The sequence below is a fragment of the Pseudomonas sp. B21-032 genome (assembly GCF_024748965.1).
Lineage (GTDB): Bacteria > Pseudomonadota > Gammaproteobacteria > Pseudomonadales > Pseudomonadaceae > Aquipseudomonas.
The window spans coordinates 3,750,734-3,769,017 of record NZ_CP087180.1 but is presented as its reverse complement, the minus strand read 5'-3'; the positions used below and the strand labels follow the sequence as shown (position 1 = coordinate 3,769,017).

Annotated in this window: 22 protein-coding genes; 4 read left to right on the top strand and 18 right to left on the bottom strand. The window is 64.6% G+C overall.

What is annotated here, in order from left to right:
• Positions 1-4: 4 nt before the first annotated feature.
• Together LOY54_RS17265 and LOY54_RS17260 are read right to left on the bottom strand one after the other, a co-directional pair.
• Positions 5-985 (bottom strand): aliphatic sulfonate ABC transporter substrate-binding protein, encoded by a 981-nt coding sequence (locus LOY54_RS17265; RefSeq protein ID WP_258607344.1) that lies wholly within the window; start codon positions 983-985, stop codon positions 5-7.
• A gap of 195 nt (positions 986-1,180) precedes the next feature.
• A complete protein-coding gene (locus tag LOY54_RS17260; protein WP_258607343.1) occupies positions 1,181-3,124 on the bottom strand; it encodes an autotransporter outer membrane beta-barrel domain-containing protein in 1,944 nt (647 codons plus the stop codon).
• Between the two features lie 105 nt (positions 3,125-3,229).
• Between LOY54_RS17260 and LOY54_RS17255 the strand changes: the two genes are divergently transcribed.
• Complete coding sequence (locus tag LOY54_RS17255; protein WP_258607342.1) at positions 3,230-3,673, top strand: GNAT family N-acetyltransferase; 444 nt, start codon at positions 3,230-3,232, stop codon at positions 3,671-3,673.
• Here LOY54_RS17255 and LOY54_RS17250 read toward each other — a convergent pair.
• A complete protein-coding gene (locus LOY54_RS17250; RefSeq protein ID WP_258607340.1) occupies positions 3,670-4,089 on the bottom strand; it encodes a heme-binding protein in 420 nt (139 codons plus the stop codon). The two genes, LOY54_RS17255 and LOY54_RS17250, sit on opposite strands and share 4 nt — an antisense overlap.
• 230 nt (positions 4,090-4,319) lie before the next feature.
• On the opposite strand from LOY54_RS17250, the gene LOY54_RS17245 reads away from it, so the two are divergent.
• Positions 4,320-4,931 (top strand): SCO family protein, encoded by a 612-nt coding sequence (locus LOY54_RS17245; protein WP_038995914.1) that lies wholly within the window; start codon positions 4,320-4,322, stop codon positions 4,929-4,931.
• Positions 4,931-5,413 carry a copper chaperone PCu(A)C gene (locus tag LOY54_RS17240; RefSeq protein WP_258607339.1) on the top strand — a complete coding sequence of 161 codons (483 nt, stop codon included), beginning with the start codon at positions 4,931-4,933 and terminating at the stop codon, positions 5,411-5,413. The genes LOY54_RS17245 and LOY54_RS17240 overlap by 1 nt, the downstream gene beginning before the upstream one ends.
• Before the next feature lie 77 nt (positions 5,414-5,490).
• Here LOY54_RS17240 and LOY54_RS17235 read toward each other — a convergent pair whose 3' ends face one another.
• The 7 genes from LOY54_RS17235 to LOY54_RS17205 form a co-directional block, all read right to left on the bottom strand.
• Positions 5,491-6,018 (bottom strand): cytochrome b/b6 domain-containing protein, encoded by a 528-nt coding sequence (locus LOY54_RS17235; RefSeq protein WP_258607338.1) that lies wholly within the window; start codon positions 6,016-6,018, stop codon positions 5,491-5,493.
• A gap of 1 nt (position 6,019) precedes the next feature.
• Positions 6,020-6,283 carry a PepSY domain-containing protein gene (locus LOY54_RS17230; RefSeq protein ID WP_045194315.1) on the bottom strand — a complete coding sequence of 88 codons (264 nt, stop codon included), beginning with the start codon at positions 6,281-6,283 and terminating at the stop codon, positions 6,020-6,022.
• A gap of 41 nt (positions 6,284-6,324) precedes the next feature.
• Complete coding sequence (glcF, locus tag LOY54_RS17225; RefSeq protein ID WP_258607337.1) at positions 6,325-7,560, bottom strand: glycolate oxidase subunit GlcF; 1,236 nt, start codon at positions 7,558-7,560, stop codon at positions 6,325-6,327.
• A 3-nt stretch (positions 7,561-7,563) separates the two neighbouring features.
• Entirely contained in the window at positions 7,564-8,619 is a 1,056-nt protein-coding gene (gene glcE / locus LOY54_RS17220) for a glycolate oxidase subunit GlcE (protein ID WP_258607336.1), read from the bottom strand.
• Entirely contained in the window at positions 8,619-10,118 is a 1,500-nt protein-coding gene (gene glcD / locus LOY54_RS17215; protein ID WP_093387457.1) for a glycolate oxidase subunit GlcD, read from the bottom strand. The genes glcE and glcD overlap by 1 nt, the downstream gene beginning before the upstream one ends.
• A gap of 133 nt (positions 10,119-10,251) precedes the next feature.
• Positions 10,252-10,476: a hypothetical protein gene (locus tag LOY54_RS17210; protein ID WP_010222367.1), complete on the bottom strand. Its 225-nt coding sequence runs from the start codon at positions 10,474-10,476 to the stop codon at positions 10,252-10,254.
• 62 nt (positions 10,477-10,538) lie between these two features.
• Positions 10,539-11,114: an NADAR family protein gene (locus LOY54_RS17205; protein ID WP_258607335.1), complete on the bottom strand. Its 576-nt coding sequence runs from the start codon at positions 11,112-11,114 to the stop codon at positions 10,539-10,541.
• A 226-nt stretch (positions 11,115-11,340) separates the two neighbouring features.
• On the opposite strand from LOY54_RS17205, the gene LOY54_RS17200 reads away from it, so the two are divergent.
• Positions 11,341-12,513 (top strand): sugar transporter, encoded by a 1,173-nt coding sequence (locus tag LOY54_RS17200; RefSeq protein ID WP_258607334.1) that lies wholly within the window; start codon positions 11,341-11,343, stop codon positions 12,511-12,513.
• Between the two features lie 81 nt (positions 12,514-12,594).
• On the opposite strand, the gene LOY54_RS17195 is transcribed toward LOY54_RS17200, so the two are convergent.
• The 8 genes from LOY54_RS17195 to fdxH all read right to left on the bottom strand — a co-directional run bounded on the left by LOY54_RS17195 (position 12,595) and on the right by fdxH (position 18,268).
• Positions 12,595-12,930, bottom strand: a complete 336-nt coding sequence (locus tag LOY54_RS17195) for a hypothetical protein (protein ID WP_045194304.1) — start codon at positions 12,928-12,930, stop codon at positions 12,595-12,597.
• 1 nt (position 12,931) lies between these two features.
• Positions 12,932-13,192: a YceK/YidQ family lipoprotein gene (locus LOY54_RS17190; RefSeq protein ID WP_306764570.1), complete on the bottom strand. Its 261-nt coding sequence runs from the start codon at positions 13,190-13,192 to the stop codon at positions 12,932-12,934.
• A gap of 76 nt (positions 13,193-13,268) precedes the next feature.
• The gene (locus LOY54_RS17185) at positions 13,269-14,792 is read right to left on the bottom strand and encodes an FAD-dependent oxidoreductase (RefSeq protein WP_258607333.1); all 1,524 of its coding nucleotides are present in this window, start codon (positions 14,790-14,792) and stop codon (positions 13,269-13,271) included.
• Positions 14,793-14,804: 12 nt separating this feature from the next.
• Positions 14,805-15,419 carry a LysE family translocator gene (locus LOY54_RS17180; protein WP_123565625.1) on the bottom strand — a complete coding sequence of 205 codons (615 nt, stop codon included), beginning with the start codon at positions 15,417-15,419 and terminating at the stop codon, positions 14,805-14,807.
• 118 nt (positions 15,420-15,537) lie between these two features.
• The gene (locus LOY54_RS17175) at positions 15,538-15,765 is read right to left on the bottom strand and encodes a hypothetical protein (RefSeq protein WP_045194298.1); all 228 of its coding nucleotides are present in this window, start codon (positions 15,763-15,765) and stop codon (positions 15,538-15,540) included.
• 60 nt (positions 15,766-15,825) lie between these two features.
• Positions 15,826-16,737 carry a formate dehydrogenase accessory protein FdhE gene (fdhE, locus tag LOY54_RS17170; RefSeq protein ID WP_258607331.1) on the bottom strand — a complete coding sequence of 304 codons (912 nt, stop codon included), beginning with the start codon at positions 16,735-16,737 and terminating at the stop codon, positions 15,826-15,828.
• Positions 16,734-17,381: a formate dehydrogenase subunit gamma gene (locus LOY54_RS17165; protein WP_258607329.1), complete on the bottom strand. Its 648-nt coding sequence runs from the start codon at positions 17,379-17,381 to the stop codon at positions 16,734-16,736. Before LOY54_RS17165 ends, fdhE begins: the two co-directional genes overlap by 4 nt.
• A complete protein-coding gene (gene fdxH, locus LOY54_RS17160) occupies positions 17,378-18,268 on the bottom strand; it encodes a formate dehydrogenase subunit beta (RefSeq protein ID WP_275559268.1) in 891 nt (296 codons plus the stop codon). Before fdxH ends, LOY54_RS17165 begins: the two co-directional genes overlap by 4 nt.
• Positions 18,269-18,284: the final 16 nt, after the last annotated feature.

Genomic DNA, 18,284 nt, shown 5'->3' with positions numbered 1-18,284 from the left:
GTACTCAGGGCAGGACCGACACCGGGTAGACCGCATCGGCCACCTTCAGCGCTTTGGGGATCAGGCCCAGGCCCTGGAAGGTGTCGGCAAGCTTCTGCTGCTCGGCGGTGATTTTTGCGTCAATGGCCACGGCGTTGTAGTTGCGCCGCTCGCTGGCCACCTGTAGCACATCGGCGCCGATACCCAGTTGCGGTGCCAGCAGGGCAGCGACTTCGTCGGGCTTCTGGTTGGCCCAGCTGCTGACCTTGGCCAGTTCGCTGAAGAAGGTTTTCAGCAGCGCGCGGTTGTCGTCGGCAAAGGCCACCGACGACAGGTAGAAGGTGCGGTTGTTGGACAGCCCGCTGCCGTCGCGCAGGTTCTTCAGGCCCGGTTGCTGTTCGGCGGCGGCGAGGAACGGGTCCCACAGGGTCACGGCCTGGACGCTACCGGACTGCAGTGCGGCCACGGCGTCGGCGGCATTGTTGACGTAGGCCGGGGTGATGTCCTTGTAGCTCAGGCCGGCATCCTGCAGGGCCACGGCCAGCAGGTACTGGGCGTTCCAGCCGCGGCCGGTGGCCACGCGCTGGCCCTTGAGGGCGGCGACGTTGGCGATGTGGTCCTGGTCGCGCACCACCAGGCCGATGCCCTTGGGGTAGGGCTGCTCGGCGGCCAGGTACACCACCGGCTTGCCGGCAGCCTGGGCAAATACCGAGGGTGCATCGGCGGCATGGCCAAGGTCGATGGCGCCGGTGCTCAGCGCTTCGAGCAGCTGCGGGCCGGCGGCGAATTCGTACCAGCTGACTTTCACCCCTTGTGGCTCCAGGGCTTTTTCCAGGGCGCCGCTGCCTTTGAGGATGTTGATGCTGTTGAACTTCTGGTAGCCGATGCGCAGGGTCTTGCTCGCTTCGGCATGGGCCAGCGGGGCGGGCAGGATCAGCGCCGCCAGGGCGGCAAACAGGCCGCCGGTGAGCAGGCGACGCAGAGGGGAATGGGGCGTGTGCGACATGGGCGGACTCCTGGGATTCAAGGGCAAGGCATGCCCGAAAATATAAGGAGCCCGCGCAGGCCCTTCAATTTGTTTATTCCAAATTGTTAGATTGCTTTGTTATTTTTATATCCTTTTGTTGTGGGAGCGGGCTTGCCCCGCGATTGCGATATGACTGACAGACCGCTATCGCGGGGCAAGCCCGCTCCTACAGGGTTAAAACTGCCACTGCACACCCAGGGAATAGCCAGCCTGATTACCCTCGCTATGGGCAAAGCGGCTGTTGACCTCGGCAAACACCCCCAACTGCTCGGTGAACATCAACTGCGCGCCCACTTGCGCGCGACCAAAGTCCTTGTCGACGCTGCCCATGTCCGCTACCCGCACACGGCCGTCGGCATTGCTGGTGAGGTCGATCTCGTCCAGGCGGCCATCGGCCAGTTCGCGTACCCAGCGCACGCTGGCGTAGGGTTGCAGGGCCATGTTCGCCCCCAGGCCAACGCTGCCATGCAGGCGCCAGCCGAGGCTGGCTTCGAGGGCGTCGTAGTTCTGCTTTTCGTAGCCCAGGGCAGTGCGCAGGGCCTGGTCTTCGTGGAAGTCATCGATGCGATAGTGCATGTAGTCCAGGCCCGCCACCGGGCCGGTCTTCAAGGCGCCGAAGCTGAAGTCGTAGCCGCCGTCGAGCCGCGCGCCCCAGAACCACGCCGAGGTGTCGCCGGACAGGCGCTGGTCGAGCAGCACCGGGCCGTTGCTGGCCTGGATGTACACCGAGCGCTTGGTATCAAAGCTTGTATGCCCGGCGCTCAGCTCGCCGGCCAGCCATTGCGGGCCGCCGTCGTTGAGCAGGGCAAACAGCCCGGCCTGCCAGGCGTCGCCTTCGATGCGCCCGCCGTGGTCGAGGGCGTCACGGCTGCGCTGGAAGCTCAGGCTGGCACCGACAGTCAGGGCGTCATTGAGACGGTAATCGCCAACGCCATAAACGCCCACGCGTTTCGACTCGGGGTTGCCCGGCGCATCGAAACCGCTGTCTGGCGAAACTTCGCCTTCGACACCCACTTCACCATCAAAGCTGCCGACTGCCCGTGTGGCGTCCAGCAGGCTCAGCCAGCGGCGGTCATGCAAGCGGGTCAGGGCCTGGTGCTGGCGTTGCAACTGGTCTTCCATCTGCCGCGCCATAGCGCCGCCGGAGGCGGTGGAGGCGAGCAGGTCGGCGTTGGTCAGTTCCAGCACCAGGCGCGTCAGCAGCCGCGAGAAGTCGCTCAGGCGCTGGTCGATGCGCTGCTGGCCGAAGGCGTTGGTCAGCACTTGCTGGTTGTCTTCAGCCGGGTCGTGCCAGGTCGAGCCGCCGGGGATCGCCGGGTTGTCGGTCTGCTCGTAGCCGTCCAGGTCACCCAGCTCCCAATTGGTGGCCTCGATGAACAGCACCGGCACGTTGAGGCTGTTGAAGCTTTCGCCGTCGCTGCAGCAGCCGGTGCCGGCCGGGTATTCGGGGTTCAGGCCGGGGTTGGTGAACAGCGCGATGTTCATCTCCTGGGCGATGCGCAGCAACTGGTCGCGGTAGGCGCCCAGGGCCGGGTTGGCAATGCTGTTGCTGGCGGCGTGGGCGTACATCTTGTCGCCGGTGATCAGGCTGTCGAGGTTGATCATGCCCAACAGGTTGGCGCGCTGGCTGTCGCTCAATGACGCGACATAGGCGCGCGAACCGCGCAGGCCTTCTTCTTCGGCACCAAAACCGACCACTTCCAGGCCGTTCTCCAGGGCCACGCCGCCCAGGTTGCGGGCGATCTCGGTGAGCACGGCGGCGCCCGAGGCGTTGTCGTCCAGGCCTTGCAGGGTAGGGCGGCCGAAGTAGGTGTCGTAGTGGGCGCCGAGCACCACGTAGGTGCTGTTCTGGCCCGCGGCGGAGGCGATGACGTTCTGCGAACTGCGGTTGCCGGCCCAGGTGAAGTCCTGGCGGCGGGTCTGGTAGCCGAAGCCCAGTTGCGTTTGCATCAGGGCGGTAGCACCTTCGAAACTGGCGGTACCGCGGTAACGTCCGGGGTAGTCGTTGATCAGACGGTCCAGGGTCTGCCCGGCATATTGCCCATATTCATAGGCGCTGGCGCCGGAGGACAACATTGCACAACCCAGGCTTACAGCGACTGCTAACGGTTTGAACACGGCACTTTTCCTTATGTGTCGTTACGAAAGGCGCATCATAGGATGCGTCGCCTCGCAGTAAGCAGGATGTGTACCGTTTTGTGACTGATGTAGGAAATTAACGGCATGAAGGTTCAGATCAAACCTGCACTTGAGCGTGAAAAACAACACTTTGAGGCGATGCTTCCGGAGTATTTGCGCGAACTCGGTGTCGACGGGGACTATCCTTATTTACCGCTCTACTGGCAGGAGCCAGGGCGATTTGCCTACCTGCTGCTGGTTGAGGACGAAATAGCAGGGTTTGCCCTGGTTCGCCAGCAGCCAGAGCGCGCGGTGTACGAACTGGCTGAGTTCTATGTCGTCAGTGCCTATCGCCTGGCAGGGGTCGGCCATGCTGCGGCGCAGGGGCTGTTCGATTTGCACCGTGGCCCGTGGCAGCTATCGGTACTGGCGGACAACTTCGCCGGCCTGCGCTTCTGGCCAAGGGTCTTGCCGGCGGGGGCACATGCCGAAACCATTGAGACGCCCGAAGGGGTGCAATACACCCAGTTCGAGTTTGTCAGTGTTTAGCCGGCCAACTGGGCCAGCAACGCGGCGATCGCCACCTTGGCCACCTGCGCATCCTGCTCGGACCTGACCCCGGAAACACCCACCGCGCCAATCACCTGGCCGTCCACCCGCAGCGGCACGCCGCCTTCGAGGTTGGCGTTGAGCACCGGCACCGAGAGAAAGGCCGTGCGCCCGCCGTTGATGATGTCTTCGTAGACCTTGCTGTCCTTGCGCCCCAGAGCCGCAGTGCGGGCTTTTTCCTGGGCGATGTAGGCGCTGATCGGCGGGCAGCCGTCCAGGCGTTCGAGGGCCAGCGGGTGGCCGCCGTCATCGACCACGGCGATGCTCACCGGCCACTGGTTGGCCTGGGCTTCGGCGCGGGCGGCGGCAAGCAGTTGCGCGACTTCGTGTTGGGTCAGTACGGCCTTGCTGAGCATGGGGAGGGCTCCACGAGTGAGAGGCGAGCAGGATGCGTCATTACTACCGTAGACGTTGCTGGATGTTTCTTGTCACTGCCTGCGACAACAGGCCGCACCCCGTAATTACTGGGATACAGACGTACGGGGCGCTGCGCGCTGGAACCTGCGTCCACCACCATGACAAAATGCGAAGGTTTCTCGACATGCCCTCTATCCAGGGGCTGGCACCTTCCCGAAAGGATGGTTACATGACTGATTTACTGACCCGGCGCCAGGTTGTTGCCGGGATCAGCCTGCTGGGCCTCGGCGCCCTTGCAGGTTGCGACCCCCGTTCCGGTGGCGCGCTGGACTTCAAGTACGGCAAGGACATGAGCAACAAGATCCTCGGCCGTTCGTTCAAGCTCAAGGATACCCAAGGCAACGTCCGTACCCTCTCGAGTTTCTGGGGTTCGATGCCGATGGTGTTCTTCGGTTTCACCCAGTGCCCGGCGGTGTGCCCGACCACCCTGGCGCGCGCGGTGCAGATCAAGAAGCTGATGGGCCGCGATGCAGGCTTTTTGCAGGTGGTGTTCATCAGCCTCGACCCCGAGCGCGATACCCCCGAGGTGCTCGACGCCTACGTCAAGGCCTTCGACCCCTCGTTCGTGGCGTTGTCCGGCACCCTCGAAGAAACCGCGGCAGCCGCCCGCGAGTTCGGTGTGTTCTACGAGAAGGTGCCAGCCGGCGATACCTATACCATCTCGCACACCTCGACCAGCTACGTCTTCGATTCCCGCGGCCAGCTGCGCCTGGGCCTGTCCCATTCGCTCAATGCAAAAGAGTGCGCAGAAGACCTGCTCACTGTCATGGAGGTGTGTTAATGCTTCGCAACCCTGTCAAACGTACCCTGGCCGCGCTGGCCCTGATCGGCCTGGCCCTGCCGGCCATGGCCGAAACCACCGTCAGCGACGCCTGGGCGCGTGCTACCGTGCCCAACCAGAAGTCCAGCGGTGCTTTCATGACCCTCACCGCCAGCACCGACAGCAAGCTGCTCAGCGTCGCCTCGCCGGTGGCCAGGACCGTGCAGGTGCACCAGATGACCATGGAAAACGACGTGATGAAAATGGGCGAGGTCGACAGCCTGCCGCTGCCGGCCGGCAAGGCGGTGAGCCTTGACCCCAACGGTTATCACGTGATGCTCATGGACCTCAACCAGCAACTCAAGGAAGGTGAGCACGTGCCGCTGACCCTGGTGGTCGAGGATGCCAAGGGCGTCAAGCAGACCATCGAAGTGAAAGCGCCGGTGCGGGCGTTGAATGCGCAAGCCATGCATGGGCATGATCATCAGCCTATGCAGCACTGATAGAGGGCTGCTGCGCAGCCCATCGCTGGCAAGCCAGTTCCACAGTTCGGTGGGTGCTGGCTTGACCCGCGATCGTTTCAGCGCCGCCGGCGCCTGCCGGTGAGCATCGACAGCGGCAGGTTCTCCTTCAGCCGCCAGCTCTCGAACAGCGCCGCCGCAATGTGCAGGCACACCAGCGCCAACAGGGCATCGGCCATCAGCTCATGGATATCGCGCAGGCCGTCGTCGCCCCAGAAGTAATAAATCTCTTCCATCATGAAGCCGCTGACGCCAAGGCCGGCCATCAGCAGCAACATCAGCACCATCACCAGCGCGCCCAGCGGCGAATGGCCGAGGCGGTGGTAGTCTTGGCCGCTGAACAGGGCCTGCAAGTGCCACTTCAAGCGCGTGGGCGTTGGCCAGAAGTGCGCCCAGCGCGCCGCCGGGCTGCCGACAAAGCCCCAGACACTGCGCAGCAGTACGATCGTCAGGCCGTAATAGCCCAGCCAGCGGTGCCAGCCATCGCCTTCTTCGGTGAGAAAATAGCCGCCGACAAACACCACCACCAGCGACCAGTGGCACAGGCGCACCAGTGGGTCCCAGAGGCGCAGGCTATCGTCGCTCACCTCAGTCGATCTCTTCCTTGACCTTCTTGCCGGTGACCGGGTCGAAGTAGATCTCGACTTTTTTACCGTCTTTGTTCTTGCCGTAGATCTCGTAGCAATTGCCCTTGGTGACCTTGAACTCCTTGATTTCGTAGCCCTGTTTTTTCAGTTCTTCCTGAAAGTTGTTCTGGTCCTGCCATTGGTTCTTTTCAGCAGTGCTGCATTCGGTCTTGGCCAGGACGGCGGGGCTGATGACCAGCAGTGAGACAAGCAGAAGATGACGCATGACGAGTCCTCGGGTTGTCGAACAGGGGTGCCCGTTTGAGCTTATGCCAGGCTTGGCGACTTCGCTAGCGCCTCGTCCACCAGCTCGATCCAGTGCCGCACCGGGGTGCGCCCGGCGCCATCGAGGTGGGTCTGGCAGCCGATATTGGCGCTGACGATGACATCCGGCCGGCCGCTTTCCAGGGCATCGAGCTTGTTGTCGCGCAGTTGCCGGGCCAGTTGCGGCTGGGTCAGCGAATAGGTGCCCGCCGAGCCGCAGCACAGGTGGCCGTCGGGCACATTGCTGAGGTTGAAACCCAGGCGCTTGAGCAGGGCCTCGACGCTGCCGCCAAGCTTCTGCGCATGCTGCAGGCTGCACGGGCAATGCACTGCCAGCAGCTGGCCGCTGTGGCAGGTCAGTTTATCCAGGGGCTCGGCCGCGACGACCTCGACCAGGTCCCTGGCCAGTTCGCTGACCCGCCGGGCTTTGCTTGCGTACTGCCCATCGCCGTGCAGCAGCTTGGCGTAGTCCTTGACGAAGGCGCCGCAACCGCTGGCGGTTTGCACGATGGCTTCGGCGCCGGCCTCGATGGCCGGCCACCAGGCGTCGATGTTGTGCCGGGCGCGTTCAAGGCCACGGGCTTGGGCATCGAGGTGATAGTCGACAGCGCCACAGCAGCCGGCTTGGGGCGTGGCGGTGACGCTGATGCCCAGGCGATCGAGCACCCGCGCCGTGGCGGCATTGGTGTTGGGCGACAGGCCCGGTTGCACGCAGCCTTCAAGCAGCAGTACCCGTCGCTCATGGTGCGCTTGCGGGCGCGCCTGGGCCGTGGCTGCCGAGCGCGGCAGCTTGGCCTTGAGCGCTGCCGGCAGCAGGCTGTCGACGCTGCGCCCCAGTTGCACCAGGCGCTTGAACGCTGTCGGGTGGCTGGCCAGGTTACGCAGGCCGCTGCGCAAGGCCCGCTGCAGCGGCGGGCGGGCCACCGCCTGGTCGACCACGGCGCGGCCGATGTCCAGCAGGCTGTGGTAATCGACCCCGGACGGGCAGGTGGTTTCGCAGTTGCGGCACGACAGGCAGCGGTCCAGGTGCAGTTGGGTCTTGGCGCTGGCCGGTTGGCCTTCGAGCACCTGCTTAATCAGGTAGATGCGCCCGCGCGGGCCGTCCAGTTCGTCGCCGAGCAACTGGTAGGTCGGGCAGGTGGCGTTGCAAAAGCCGCAGTGCACGCAACTGCGCAGGATGCGCTCGGCCTCTTCGGCGCGGGCCAGACGCTTGGCGGCATCGCTCAGGGTAGTTTGCATGGCTCAGATCTCCGCGTACATCCGCCCGGGGTTGAAGATCCCTTGCGGGTCGAGGCGCTGCTTGAGTTGCTGGTGATAGCGCAGCAAGGCCGCGGGTAGCGGCTGGAACGGGCTGTCGCTGGCGCTGTAGCAGGTGGCATGGCTGCCCAGTCGGCTTGCAGCCGCGCGAATGGCCTCGGCCGGGGCCTCGGACTTGAGCCAGCGCTGGGCACCGGCCCAGTCCAGCAGTTGCTCGCCGGGCAGCTCCAGCAGCGGGCTGTGGTTGGGCAAGGATATGCGCCACAGCGGGCGCGGGTCGGCGAAAAACCCCAGACGCTGGTGGTTCAGGTCTTGCCACCAGCAAGCCTCGAAGCGCTCGCCGCCGAGCCGGTCGCGGGCGGCCTTGACCGAACCTTCACCGCCTTCCAGGCGCAGACGCAACACCGTGCCGTCATGGCAGGCGGCGCTGATCGGCAGCGGTTGCTGGCCCCATTGCGCCAGTTTCAGCAGGGCTTGCTGCGGGTCGAGCTGCAGGGCGATGTGCGCGTCGCAGCGCGGCTTGGGCAGCACTTTGAGCGACACCTCGCTGATCAGCCCCAGGCAGCCGAAGCTGCCGGCCATCAGCCGCGACAGGTCGTAGCCGGCGACGTTCTTCATCACCTCGCCGCCAAAGCGCAGGTGCAGGCCCAGGCCGCTGATCACCCGGGTGCCGAGCACGTAGTCACGCACCGAGCCGGCCCAGGGCCGGCGCGGCCCCGACAGCCCGGCAGCGAGCATGCCGCCGAGGGTGGCGCCGTCGTCACTGTGCGGCGGCTCGCAGGGCAGCATCTGCCCGGCGGCCTCAAGCGTCGCCGTCAATTCCGTCAGCGGCGTGCCGGCGCGGGCGGTGATCACCAGCTCCGTCGGGTCGTAGTTGACGATGCCGCGGTGCTCGCGGGTATCGAGCTCGATCCCGGCCACCGGGCGGCCGAGATAAGCCTTGCTGGCGCCGCCTCGAATGCGCAAGGGCGTGCCCTCGGCGCGGGCCTGGTTGACCTGTTCGAGCAGCGCCTGGCTGGCATCGTTGTTGTGCGCCAGCATCAGAAGCGCTCCAGCTCGGGGAAGGGCAGTTGCCCAGCGTGTACATGCATGGCGCCAAACTCGGCGCAGCGCTGCAGGGTCGGGATGTTCTTGCCGGGGTTGAGCAAGCGATGGGGGTCGAAGGCGGCCTTGACTGCGTGAAACAGGGTCAGCTCGTCGCTGCTGAACTGCGCGCACATCTGGTTGATCTTCTCGCGGCCGACGCCATGCTCGCCGGTGATGCTGCCGCCGACACTCACGCACAGTTCGAGAATCTCGCCGCCAAAGGCTTCGGCGCGCTCCAGCTCGCCGGGTTGGTTGGCATCGAAGAGGATCAGCGGGTGCATGTTGCCGTCGCCGGCATGAAAGACGTTGGCCACCCGCAGATCGTATTTATGCGATAGCGCGGCGATGCGTTGCAGCACATGGGGCAACTCGCGGCGCGGGATGGTGCCGTCCATGCAGTAATAATCGGCTGAAATTCGCCCGACCGCCGGAAAGGCGTTCTTGCGCCCAGCCCAGAACTTCACCCGCTCCACCTCGTCACGGGCCTGGCGTACTTCGCTGGCACCGGCCTGTTCGAACAGGGTACGTACCCGCTCGCAATCGTCGTGCACATCGGCTTCGACGCCATCCAGCTCGCACAGCAGAATCGCCTCGGCGTCGACCGGGTAGCCGGCATGAATGAAGTCTTCAGCGGCGCGGATCGCCAGGTTGTCCATCATCTCCAGGCCACCGGGAATGATCCCGGCAGCGATGATGTCGCCAACCGCGCGCCCGGCTTTTTCCACCGAGTCGAAAGCCGCCAGCAGCACCTTGGCCACCTGCGGCCTGGGCAGCAGCTTGACCGTTACTTCGGTGATGATCCCGAGCATGCCTTCGGAACCGGTGAACAGCGCCAGCAGGTCAAAGCCCGGGGCATCGAGGCTGTCGGCGCCGAGGGTCAGGCATTCGCCTTCAACGGTAAGGATCTCGACCTTGAGCAGGTTGTGCACGGTCAGGCCATATTTCAGGCAGTGCACGCCGCCGGCATTTTCGGCGACGTTGCCACCGATCGAGCAGGCGATCTGCGACGACGGGTCGGGTGCGTAGTACAGCTCATAAGGCGCGGCGGCCTGGGAGATCGCCAGGTTGCGCACCCCCGGCTGCACCCGCGCGGTGCGCGCGGCGGGGTCAATGGCGAGGATCTTGTTGAAGCGCGCCATCACCAGCAGCACGCCTTTTTCCAGGGGCAGGGCGCCGCCCGACAGGCCAGTGCCGGCGCCACGGGCGACCACCGGCACCTTGCGGGCAAAACACAGCCTGAGGATGCCTTGCACCTGCTCGAGGGTATGCGGCAGCAACACCAGCAGCGGCAGTGTGCGGTAGGCCGAGAGGCCATCGCATTCGTAGGGCTTGAGGTCTTCCTCGGCGTGGAGGATATCGAGATCGGGCAGTTGTGCCTGCAAGGCCTGCAGCAGCGCCTGTTTGTCGACGGCGGGCAGGGCACCATCGACGTTTTCGTCGTAAAGGATATTCATTGACAGCCAGTCACCGGAATGTGCCAGAAGTTGCTGGAAATCGTAGACGATAAACAGCACCTGGCACTGGCGACCCAGGCTCTTGGGCGATTGACCTCACGCGTGTCGCACACCCGCCACCCGCCTTTGCGGGCTAGCGGAAACGCGGCAGCGGGCGTTCGACGCTCAGCGAGGTGAGGGTTTTTCTGACCAGCTGATCATCGGCTTCGACGGCCTTGAGGGTGTCGCGGATCTTGCCGGCCACCGGCACATCGCCCTGGCGGTCGATCCAGTCGGCAATCTCCTTGCACGCCGAAGCGAGCCGGGCCTGGCGCTGGTTGATCAGGTTAAGGGCTGTGGTGATCTCTTTATCGGACATGAGGGAATCCTCCATCTGCGCGAATAAAGTGTAGCAGCGCAGAAAAATCCTGCGCTGGGCCCTCAGCCAGCCAGGCGCTCGCGCACGCGCATCAGCGCATAACCGAGCAGGTTCAGCCCTTGCCACTGGCGTGGATCGTCCGCTTGCGCGGCCTTGGCGTCCAGGCCGATGCCCCAGATGCTGTCCACCGGGCTGGCCTCGACCAGCACCTGGCCGGCGGTAGAGCGTAGAAATGTGCGCAGCCCCGGGTTCTGTTCGAACTTGAGCAGGTTGGCCTGCTCGACGATCGCCGAGCGCTCGGCCACCCAGGCGGCGTCATCGTAGCCGGCGACTTCGCGGCCCAGCTTCTTGGCCTCGGCCGGCGTGCGCGCGGCGAGAATTTTCGCCAACGTTGCCTGGTCGTCGAACAGCCGCGCCTTGCCGGCCATCATGTAGTGCTCGGCGCTGGGGTAGTGGAGGCCTTGCTCTTTGAAGCCGGCCTCGAACCACTGGCTGAAGCAGCTTTTGTCCGGCTTGCCCTCGACCTTTTGCCGGTGGCCCCAGAAGTACAGGTACTGCGGCGCCAGGCCCCGGTCGATAGCGCCAATCAGGCTGTCATTGTCGAGGATGTTGGCCAAAGCCTGGGAGGGTTGCGACATAGCGGGGAGTCTTCCATGAACGAATCGGGCCATGGTACTCCACGCCTGCGCGGTTGTGACAGCTTCGGTGCTGACGTACTATCCTTGCCAGCAAGCGATACCCCGCATACTTATAAATCTTTCCTCAGCGCACACGCTTCACTCAGGCCCGACCGGCATGAGTGTCTGGCGCTGGGCGCGTTTTCGTTCCCGGCAACCGCAAACGACTCGGAGCAAGGCTTTACTCATGAATACATCCGTGGATGCGCGAACCGGCAGTTGGCTGAGTGTCATCGCCCTGGCCCTGGCGGCCTTCATTTTCAACACCACTGAATTCGTCCCGGTGGCGCTGCTCAGCGACATCGGCCGCAGCTTCGACATGTCCACCGCCCAGGTCGGCCTGATGCTGACCATCTATGCCTGGGTGGTGGCCCTGGCCTCGCTGCCGATGATGCTGCTGACCCGCAATATCGAGCGGCGCAAGTTGCTGATCATCGTCTTTGCCTTGTTCATCCTCAGCCATTTGCTTTCGGGGGTGGCGCAGAGCTTTGGCATGCTGCTGGTCAGCCGTATCGGCATCGCCCTGGCCCATGCGGTGTTCTGGGCCATTACTGCCTCGCTGGCAGTGCGCGTAGCGCCGCCGGGGCAACAGGCCAAGGCCCTGGGGCTGCTGGCAACCGGTACCACCCTGGCGATGGTCATGGGCATTCCGCTGGGGCGGGTGGTGGGCGAGGCCCTGGGCTGGCGCACCACCTTCCTGGCGATTGCCGGGGTGGCTTTGGCAACCTTGTTGTGCCTGGTCAAATCGCTGCCGCTGCTGCCGAGCCAGAACTCCGGCTCGTTGCGCAGCGTACCGGTGCTGTTCAAGCGCCCGGCGCTGGTCACCGTGTATGTGCTGGTGGCGCTGGTGATTGCCGCGCAGTTCACCGCCTACAGCTACATCGAGCCGTTTGCCCTGAACGTCGCGCAGATCGGCGGCGAACTGACCACCGTGCTGCTGTTGCTGTTTGGCGGCGCCGGGGTGTTCGGCTCGGTGCTGTTCAGCCGCTACAGCGAGCGATTCCCGCAGGGCTTTCTGATCGGCGCGATCGCCATGCTGGCGACCTGCCTGCTGCTGTTGCTGCCGTTGGCCGCCGACTTCAGCCTGCTGGGCACCTTGAGCGTGTTCTGGGGCGTGTCGATCATGTGCTTCAGCCTGGCGTTGCAGTCCAAGGTGCTGATCCTCGCCTCGGACGCCACCGACGTGGCCATGGCCATGTTCTCTGGCATCTACAACATCGGCATTGGTGCCGGGGCGCTGATCGGCAGCCTGGTCAGCGTGCACATGGGCCTGGGCAACATCGGCTATGTCGGCGGATCACTGGCCCTGGCGGGGTTGCTGTTGTGCGGGGTGACGACCTACCGTTTTGCCCGCGCCTAGGGGCTGCGTTGCAGCCCATCGCCGGCAAGCCAGCTCCCACACGGACTGCGCAAAACCTGCGGGAGCGGGCTTGCCTCGCGATCAATCGCGAATCTTCAGCAGCCCATCGCAGCCCAGGCAACGCACCTTTTTCAGCTTGCGCACTTCGCTGAAGCCGACCCGGCGGGACAGCGCGGTGCCAACCTCATCCTTGTACAAGTGCATCATCGCTGCGTTGCACAGTGGGCAGCGCACCAGCATCGACAACGGAAAGGTCAGGCAGCCAAGGCCCAGAACCACCAGGATAATGGTGGTGCCCAGGCTTTTCGGCATCCAGTCGAACAGGGTCAGCACCATCAGCGGCGCGCCGATATAGATGATGAAGTCATTGATGTAGATATTCAGAAACGCCACGCGGCGGTAGTCGAGCTGGGGCATTTCAGTTCATCGAGTCATAGGGCAGCAGGGCGGTGTCGACCACCATGTCCGCCGGCAGGGTGACAATCGCAGCCACCGGGCAGACGATGGTCACCCAGCAGAATATCGTTGAATAACCTTCGTAGCCGCTGGCGCCAATCGTGGTCAGTAACTGGACGTTGGCCTGGGTGCCTTTGTAGTAGTCGCCGCTGCCATAGCTGTTGGAGCCGCGCGCAAGAAAAGTGCCGCAACTGGCCAGGAACAGGGTCGAGGCCAGGAGCAAAGAGGTGAGGATTCTGATGATGCCATTCCTTAGCAGATAGAGAAGCGAAACCTGCGCGCATTCTCGCACAACAGCGCTAGTATCCGCGCATCCCGCGTGCACTGAAGTACTCTTCGAGCACCTCTGGCCCGGCGCCGACCTGGGCCAGCGCGACGTAGCTGTCCGGGCGCAGCAGGTACACGCCGTCCCGCTGCAAGCCGGCCGCCTCGTGGGCGTCGCACCATTCGAACACTTCCAGCGGCATGCCGCGGTCGCTGCACCAGGCCACCAGGCTGCCGCTGGCGGCACCATACACCTGAACCTGCCAGCGCATCCGCGCCAGCCCGGCAAAGTTGTCGTGGGCGCCGTCGCTGACCCACGGCAGGCGCTCGCCACCATGTACCTGGCCGGCGCTGCCGACGCTCAGGGGCATGTCGCGGTAGTTCAGGGTGATTTGCGAAACGGTGCGGAACAAAAACGTCCGCGCAGCTTTGAGCGCCGCCACCCGCGGCAGCAGCACGGGGGCCAGGCGGGTGCGCAGCAGGGCGGCCAGGCGGCCGTCGGCGGTGATGAAGTTGAACACCTGGTCGGTGGTCGCCACCAACCGCTGGGCAAAAGCACTGCGCTCGATTTCGTAGGTTCCGAGCAGGGCTTCGGTGGCGCTGCCTTGCAACACGGCGGCAAGCTTCCATGCCAGGTTGATGGCATCGCCGATGCCGGTGTTCATGCCCTGGCCACCGGCCGGGCTGTGTACGTGGGCGGCGTCGCCAAGCAGGAAGGCGCGCTGGTGGCCAAACTGCTCGGCCACCCGGTGGTGCACGCGGTAGGTAGAGAACCAGTTGACCTGATGGATCTCGACCTTCAGGTGCTCCATGGCACGCTGGCTGACATCCTCGAAACGCAGGTCGCGGGGGTGTTCGGCACGCGCGTCGCGCACCGTGCCGATCAACCGCGCGCGGCCGCTGCCGGCCAGTGGGAATACGGCGAGAAAGTCGGCCTCGTCGAGGTCGACGTGCAGCTCGCCATTGAACGCCGGCCCCGCGCCATCGACATCGGCGACATAAAACACCTGCTCGTAAGTGCCGCCGGGAAAGCCGATGCCCAGGACCTTGCGCACCGTCGAGCGGGCGCCGTCGCAACCGGCGATGTAGTCGGCTTGGCAGACTTCCTCGACGCCGTCGGCATGGCGCAGGCGGGCGGTGACGCCTTCGGCGTCCTGGCTGAAGCCGAGCAGCTCGGTTTGCCGTTCGACGGCCACCGCAAAGCGCTGCAGGCGCTCGATCAGCAGTTGCTCGTGCTGGTCCTGCGGGTAGATATGCAGGAACGGGTAGGGCGTAAGCTCGGCGCCAATGCTGCTGAACGGCAGCCGCGCGGCGGTTTCGCCCTTGACCCACAGGTTGGCCGCCGGCACCTGGTGGCCCTGGGCGAGGACTGCCTCGGTCAGGTCCAGCTGGCGGTACAGCTCCAGGGTCCGCGCCTGCACCGCCAGGGCCCGGGAGGTGGTGCCGGGGCCGCTGGTCCTGTCGATGATCCGCACCTTGATGCCCAGCTTGCTCAGCCACAGCGCCAGCACCAGCCCGGTGGGGCCGGCGCCGATAATCAGTACGTCACAGCGGTTCATCGCAAGCGCTCCTCAGCGCTGGGCGAACGCCAGGTTCAGGCCCAGGCCGGCAAAAGAGGCAGCAAAACTGCGGCGCAGCCAGTTCTGTACCCGCGGCGATTCAATCACCGCGCGACGGAACAGGTTGGCCAGCAGGCCATACAGCACAAATACCACGAAGGTCATGAGCATGAACACTGCGCTCAGGCTGAGCATCTGCCCGCTCACCGAGCCCGCCTCGGCGCTGATGAACTGCGGCAGGAACGCCAGGAAGAAAATCGTCAGTTTCGGGTTGAGGATGTTCAGCAGGCAGGCCCGCAGGATCAGGCTGCCAGCGCTACCCACCGCGCTGTTGCTGTCGACGGCGAAGGCCGAGCGGTCGCGCCAGGTGGCGTAGGCCAGGTACAGCAGGTAGGCGACGCCGGCGAACTTCAGGCCCTGGAAGGCCAGGGCACTGGTGTGCAGGATCGCCGACAGGCCGAGGATCGAGGCCAGCAGGTGCGGGACGATCCCCGCCGTACAGCCCAGCGCGGTGTAGAGGCTGGCGCGCTTGCCGGCCACCAGGGCGGTGGAGATGGTCAGGATCACGCCGCTGCCGGGAATCAGCACGACGATCAATGAGGTAATGAGAAAATCCAGGCTCGGCATCGCGACAGGCTCCATCTCGTCTAGGTTGGCTGCAAGCATGTCTACAGACGTCAACCGTTCAGATCAAGTGTAAGAGCCCTGGCAGCTTTTGCTAGTCAGTCGTCGGCGCATGGCCTGGCTACTCGGCCTTGCCACGCACGATGCGCCCGACCTTGATTTCGTCGGCGTAGGCCTTGAGCTTGTCGGAGTCTTTGTACAGGCGATTCATCAGGTGCAGCACGGCAACCACGTCGACGCCGTCGATGCGCTCGGCCAGCTTGCTGATTTCACCGGCGGTGCGTTCCAGGTTGCCGGCGACGGCCTTGAGGTCGCGCTTGAGTTCGGCGGAAGATTTCTTGATGCCCATGGGGGTTCCGGGTGTGGGGTGAAAAGGGGGCATCGCGGGGCTTGCCCCGCGATAACTTTATCAGCCAGGAAACAGAAACGGGCTGACACCACTGCGCCCATAACCCTCGCGCTCCACTTCGGCGTCCAGCGCCAGGGAAGCGAGGTCATCGGCCAGCACTTCCTGGTCGCGGTCCTTTTCCGGGTACAGCACTTTCAGGTAGCTGTGGCAGTCGTTGCAGCTCTCGGCCTTGATCGCCGCATCCTGACGCTCCAGCGACCAGTAGTCGAGGGCGCCGGTGGCTTCGCAGTTGCTGCATTTTACCCGAACCATGTGCCAGCGGCTCTCGCACAAACTGCAATGCAGGTAACGCAGGCCGGCCTGGGCGCCGTTCATGATCACGCTGGCCACCGGCGCGCTGGCGCATACCGGGCAGTGCTGGCGCTGTTCGCCCAGCGAGGCTCTGGCCGAAGCCGGCAGGGCATTGGCCAACTGGGTGAAGTACAGCGACAGCGCGCTCCAGAGGAACAGCGCCTGGCCGCTGTCGACCTGCTCGTAGTTACCGGCCAGCAAGGCGCTGGCGCGCTCTTCCAGTTGCGCTGGCGAGTAGCCGCGCAAGGCGTCGAGGGTGCTGCGCACCGCTGGCGTGGCGTCGCCGTACAGTGCCTCGATCAAGGCGCCGAGCAGCTGCTGCCAGTAAGCGTCGCGCGGGTACTCTGCGCTTGCCAGCGGCGCCCGGCCGGCGTCCAGGCGCGCCGCCAGCCCGGCCGCCAGCGCTTCAGGCAGCGCCAGGGTGGCAAGCAGTTGCTGCTGAGCCTCGGCGATACCGGCACAAAACCCCAGGTAATCGCCCATGGCGTGGCCGTCGGCCAGCTGGCGCAGGCGCGCCGCGCGTTTTGAGTAACGGTCCTTGAGCGACGGCAGCAGCACCGCGACGATCTCGTTGACGCCACCGCTGGGCGTCTGCACCGGGGTCATCTGGATGCTGCTCATTTGTCGCTCCCGGCTTTGCCTTGCTTGCTGTTCAGCTGGCGGTACCAGCGGTCGTGGTGGGTCTTGGCCCAGCTGCGGCTGACGTAGCCGGTGACCATGCCGCGGATCGAACCCTTGACCCAGAATGCCAGGTAGGCATGGCCGATGATCAGCAGAATCAGGCTGATGCCGGCCAGTGCATGCACCAGCAAGCCGATGCGGATGGTCGGGATACTGAACAGCGGCGCGAAGTACGGCCGCCAGATCACCACGCCACTGAGCAGCAGCAGGCTGATCAGGCCCATGATGCCCCAGAACAGGATCTTCTGCCCGGCGTTGTATTTGCCGATGTTCAGCGCCGGCTCATGCTTGCCGGCCAGTACTTGCTTGACGTTCTTGAACCACTGCAGGTCTTCGCGTTCCGGCAGGTTGTAGCGCACGAAGCGCACGAACAGAAACATCAGCAGCAAAAACACCACCACGCCGAAAAACGGGTGGAGGATGCGCGCCAGCTGCGGGGTGCCGAACACCGCGTTGAGGCCGTTGAGTGAGGGGAAGAACCACGACAGCCCCGACAGCGCCACGGCGAAGAAGCAGATCACCATGAACCAGTGGCTGGCGCGCTCGATGAAGCGCGTTCGCAGGATCAGTTTGTCCTTGTTCATGCGTGGGTATCCTCTTCGATCTTCTGGTCCTGTTCATCGACTTCGTTGGGGCCGACGCCGATGTAATGGAACAGGGTGCCGGCCAGGGTGGCGAAGAACGCCGCCGCGGCCACCGGTTTCATCCAGCCTTTCCAGCCCTGGATGGCGTTGCTGATGCGCGGGTCGGTGGGCAGCTTGTGGTACAGCTGCGGCTTGTCGGCATGCTGCAGCACGTAGACCACGTGGGTGCCGCCAACGCCTTGAGGGTCGTAGATGCCGGCCCCGGCAAAGCCGCGGCCCTGCAGCTCGGTGACCCGTTCGCTGGCCTGGTGCAGCATGTCTTGCTTGCTGCCGAAGTTGATTGCCCCGGTGGGGCAGGTCTTGACGCAGGCCGGCTCCTGGCCGACCGACACGCGGTCGACGCACAGCGTGCACTTGTAGGCCTTGTTGTCCTTCTTGCTGATGCGCGGCACATCGAACGGGCAGCCGGCGATGCAGTAGCCGCAACCGATGCAGTGCTCGGACTGGAAGTCGACGATGCCGTTGGCGTACTGGATGATCGCTCCCGGTTGCGGGCAGGCTTTCAGGCAGCCGGGGTCGGCGCAGTGCATGCAGCCGTCCTTGCGGATCAGCCACTCGAGCTTGCCGCTTTCGTCTTCGACTTCATCAAAACGCATCAGCGTCCAGGTTTCGGCCGACAGGTCGGCCGGGTTGTCGTACACGCCAACGTTGTGGCCGACCTCGTCACGCAGGTCGTTCCACTCGTTGCAGGCCACCTGGCAGGCTTTGCAGCCGATGCAGATGCTCACGTCGATCAGCTTGGCCACTTCGGCCTGGTGATCGCGGGTGTGCGGCGCCGGGGTCAGCACGTTGGTGGCTGAGCGGCGGACGATGTCTTGGGATTGCATGGACATGGTATTCGCC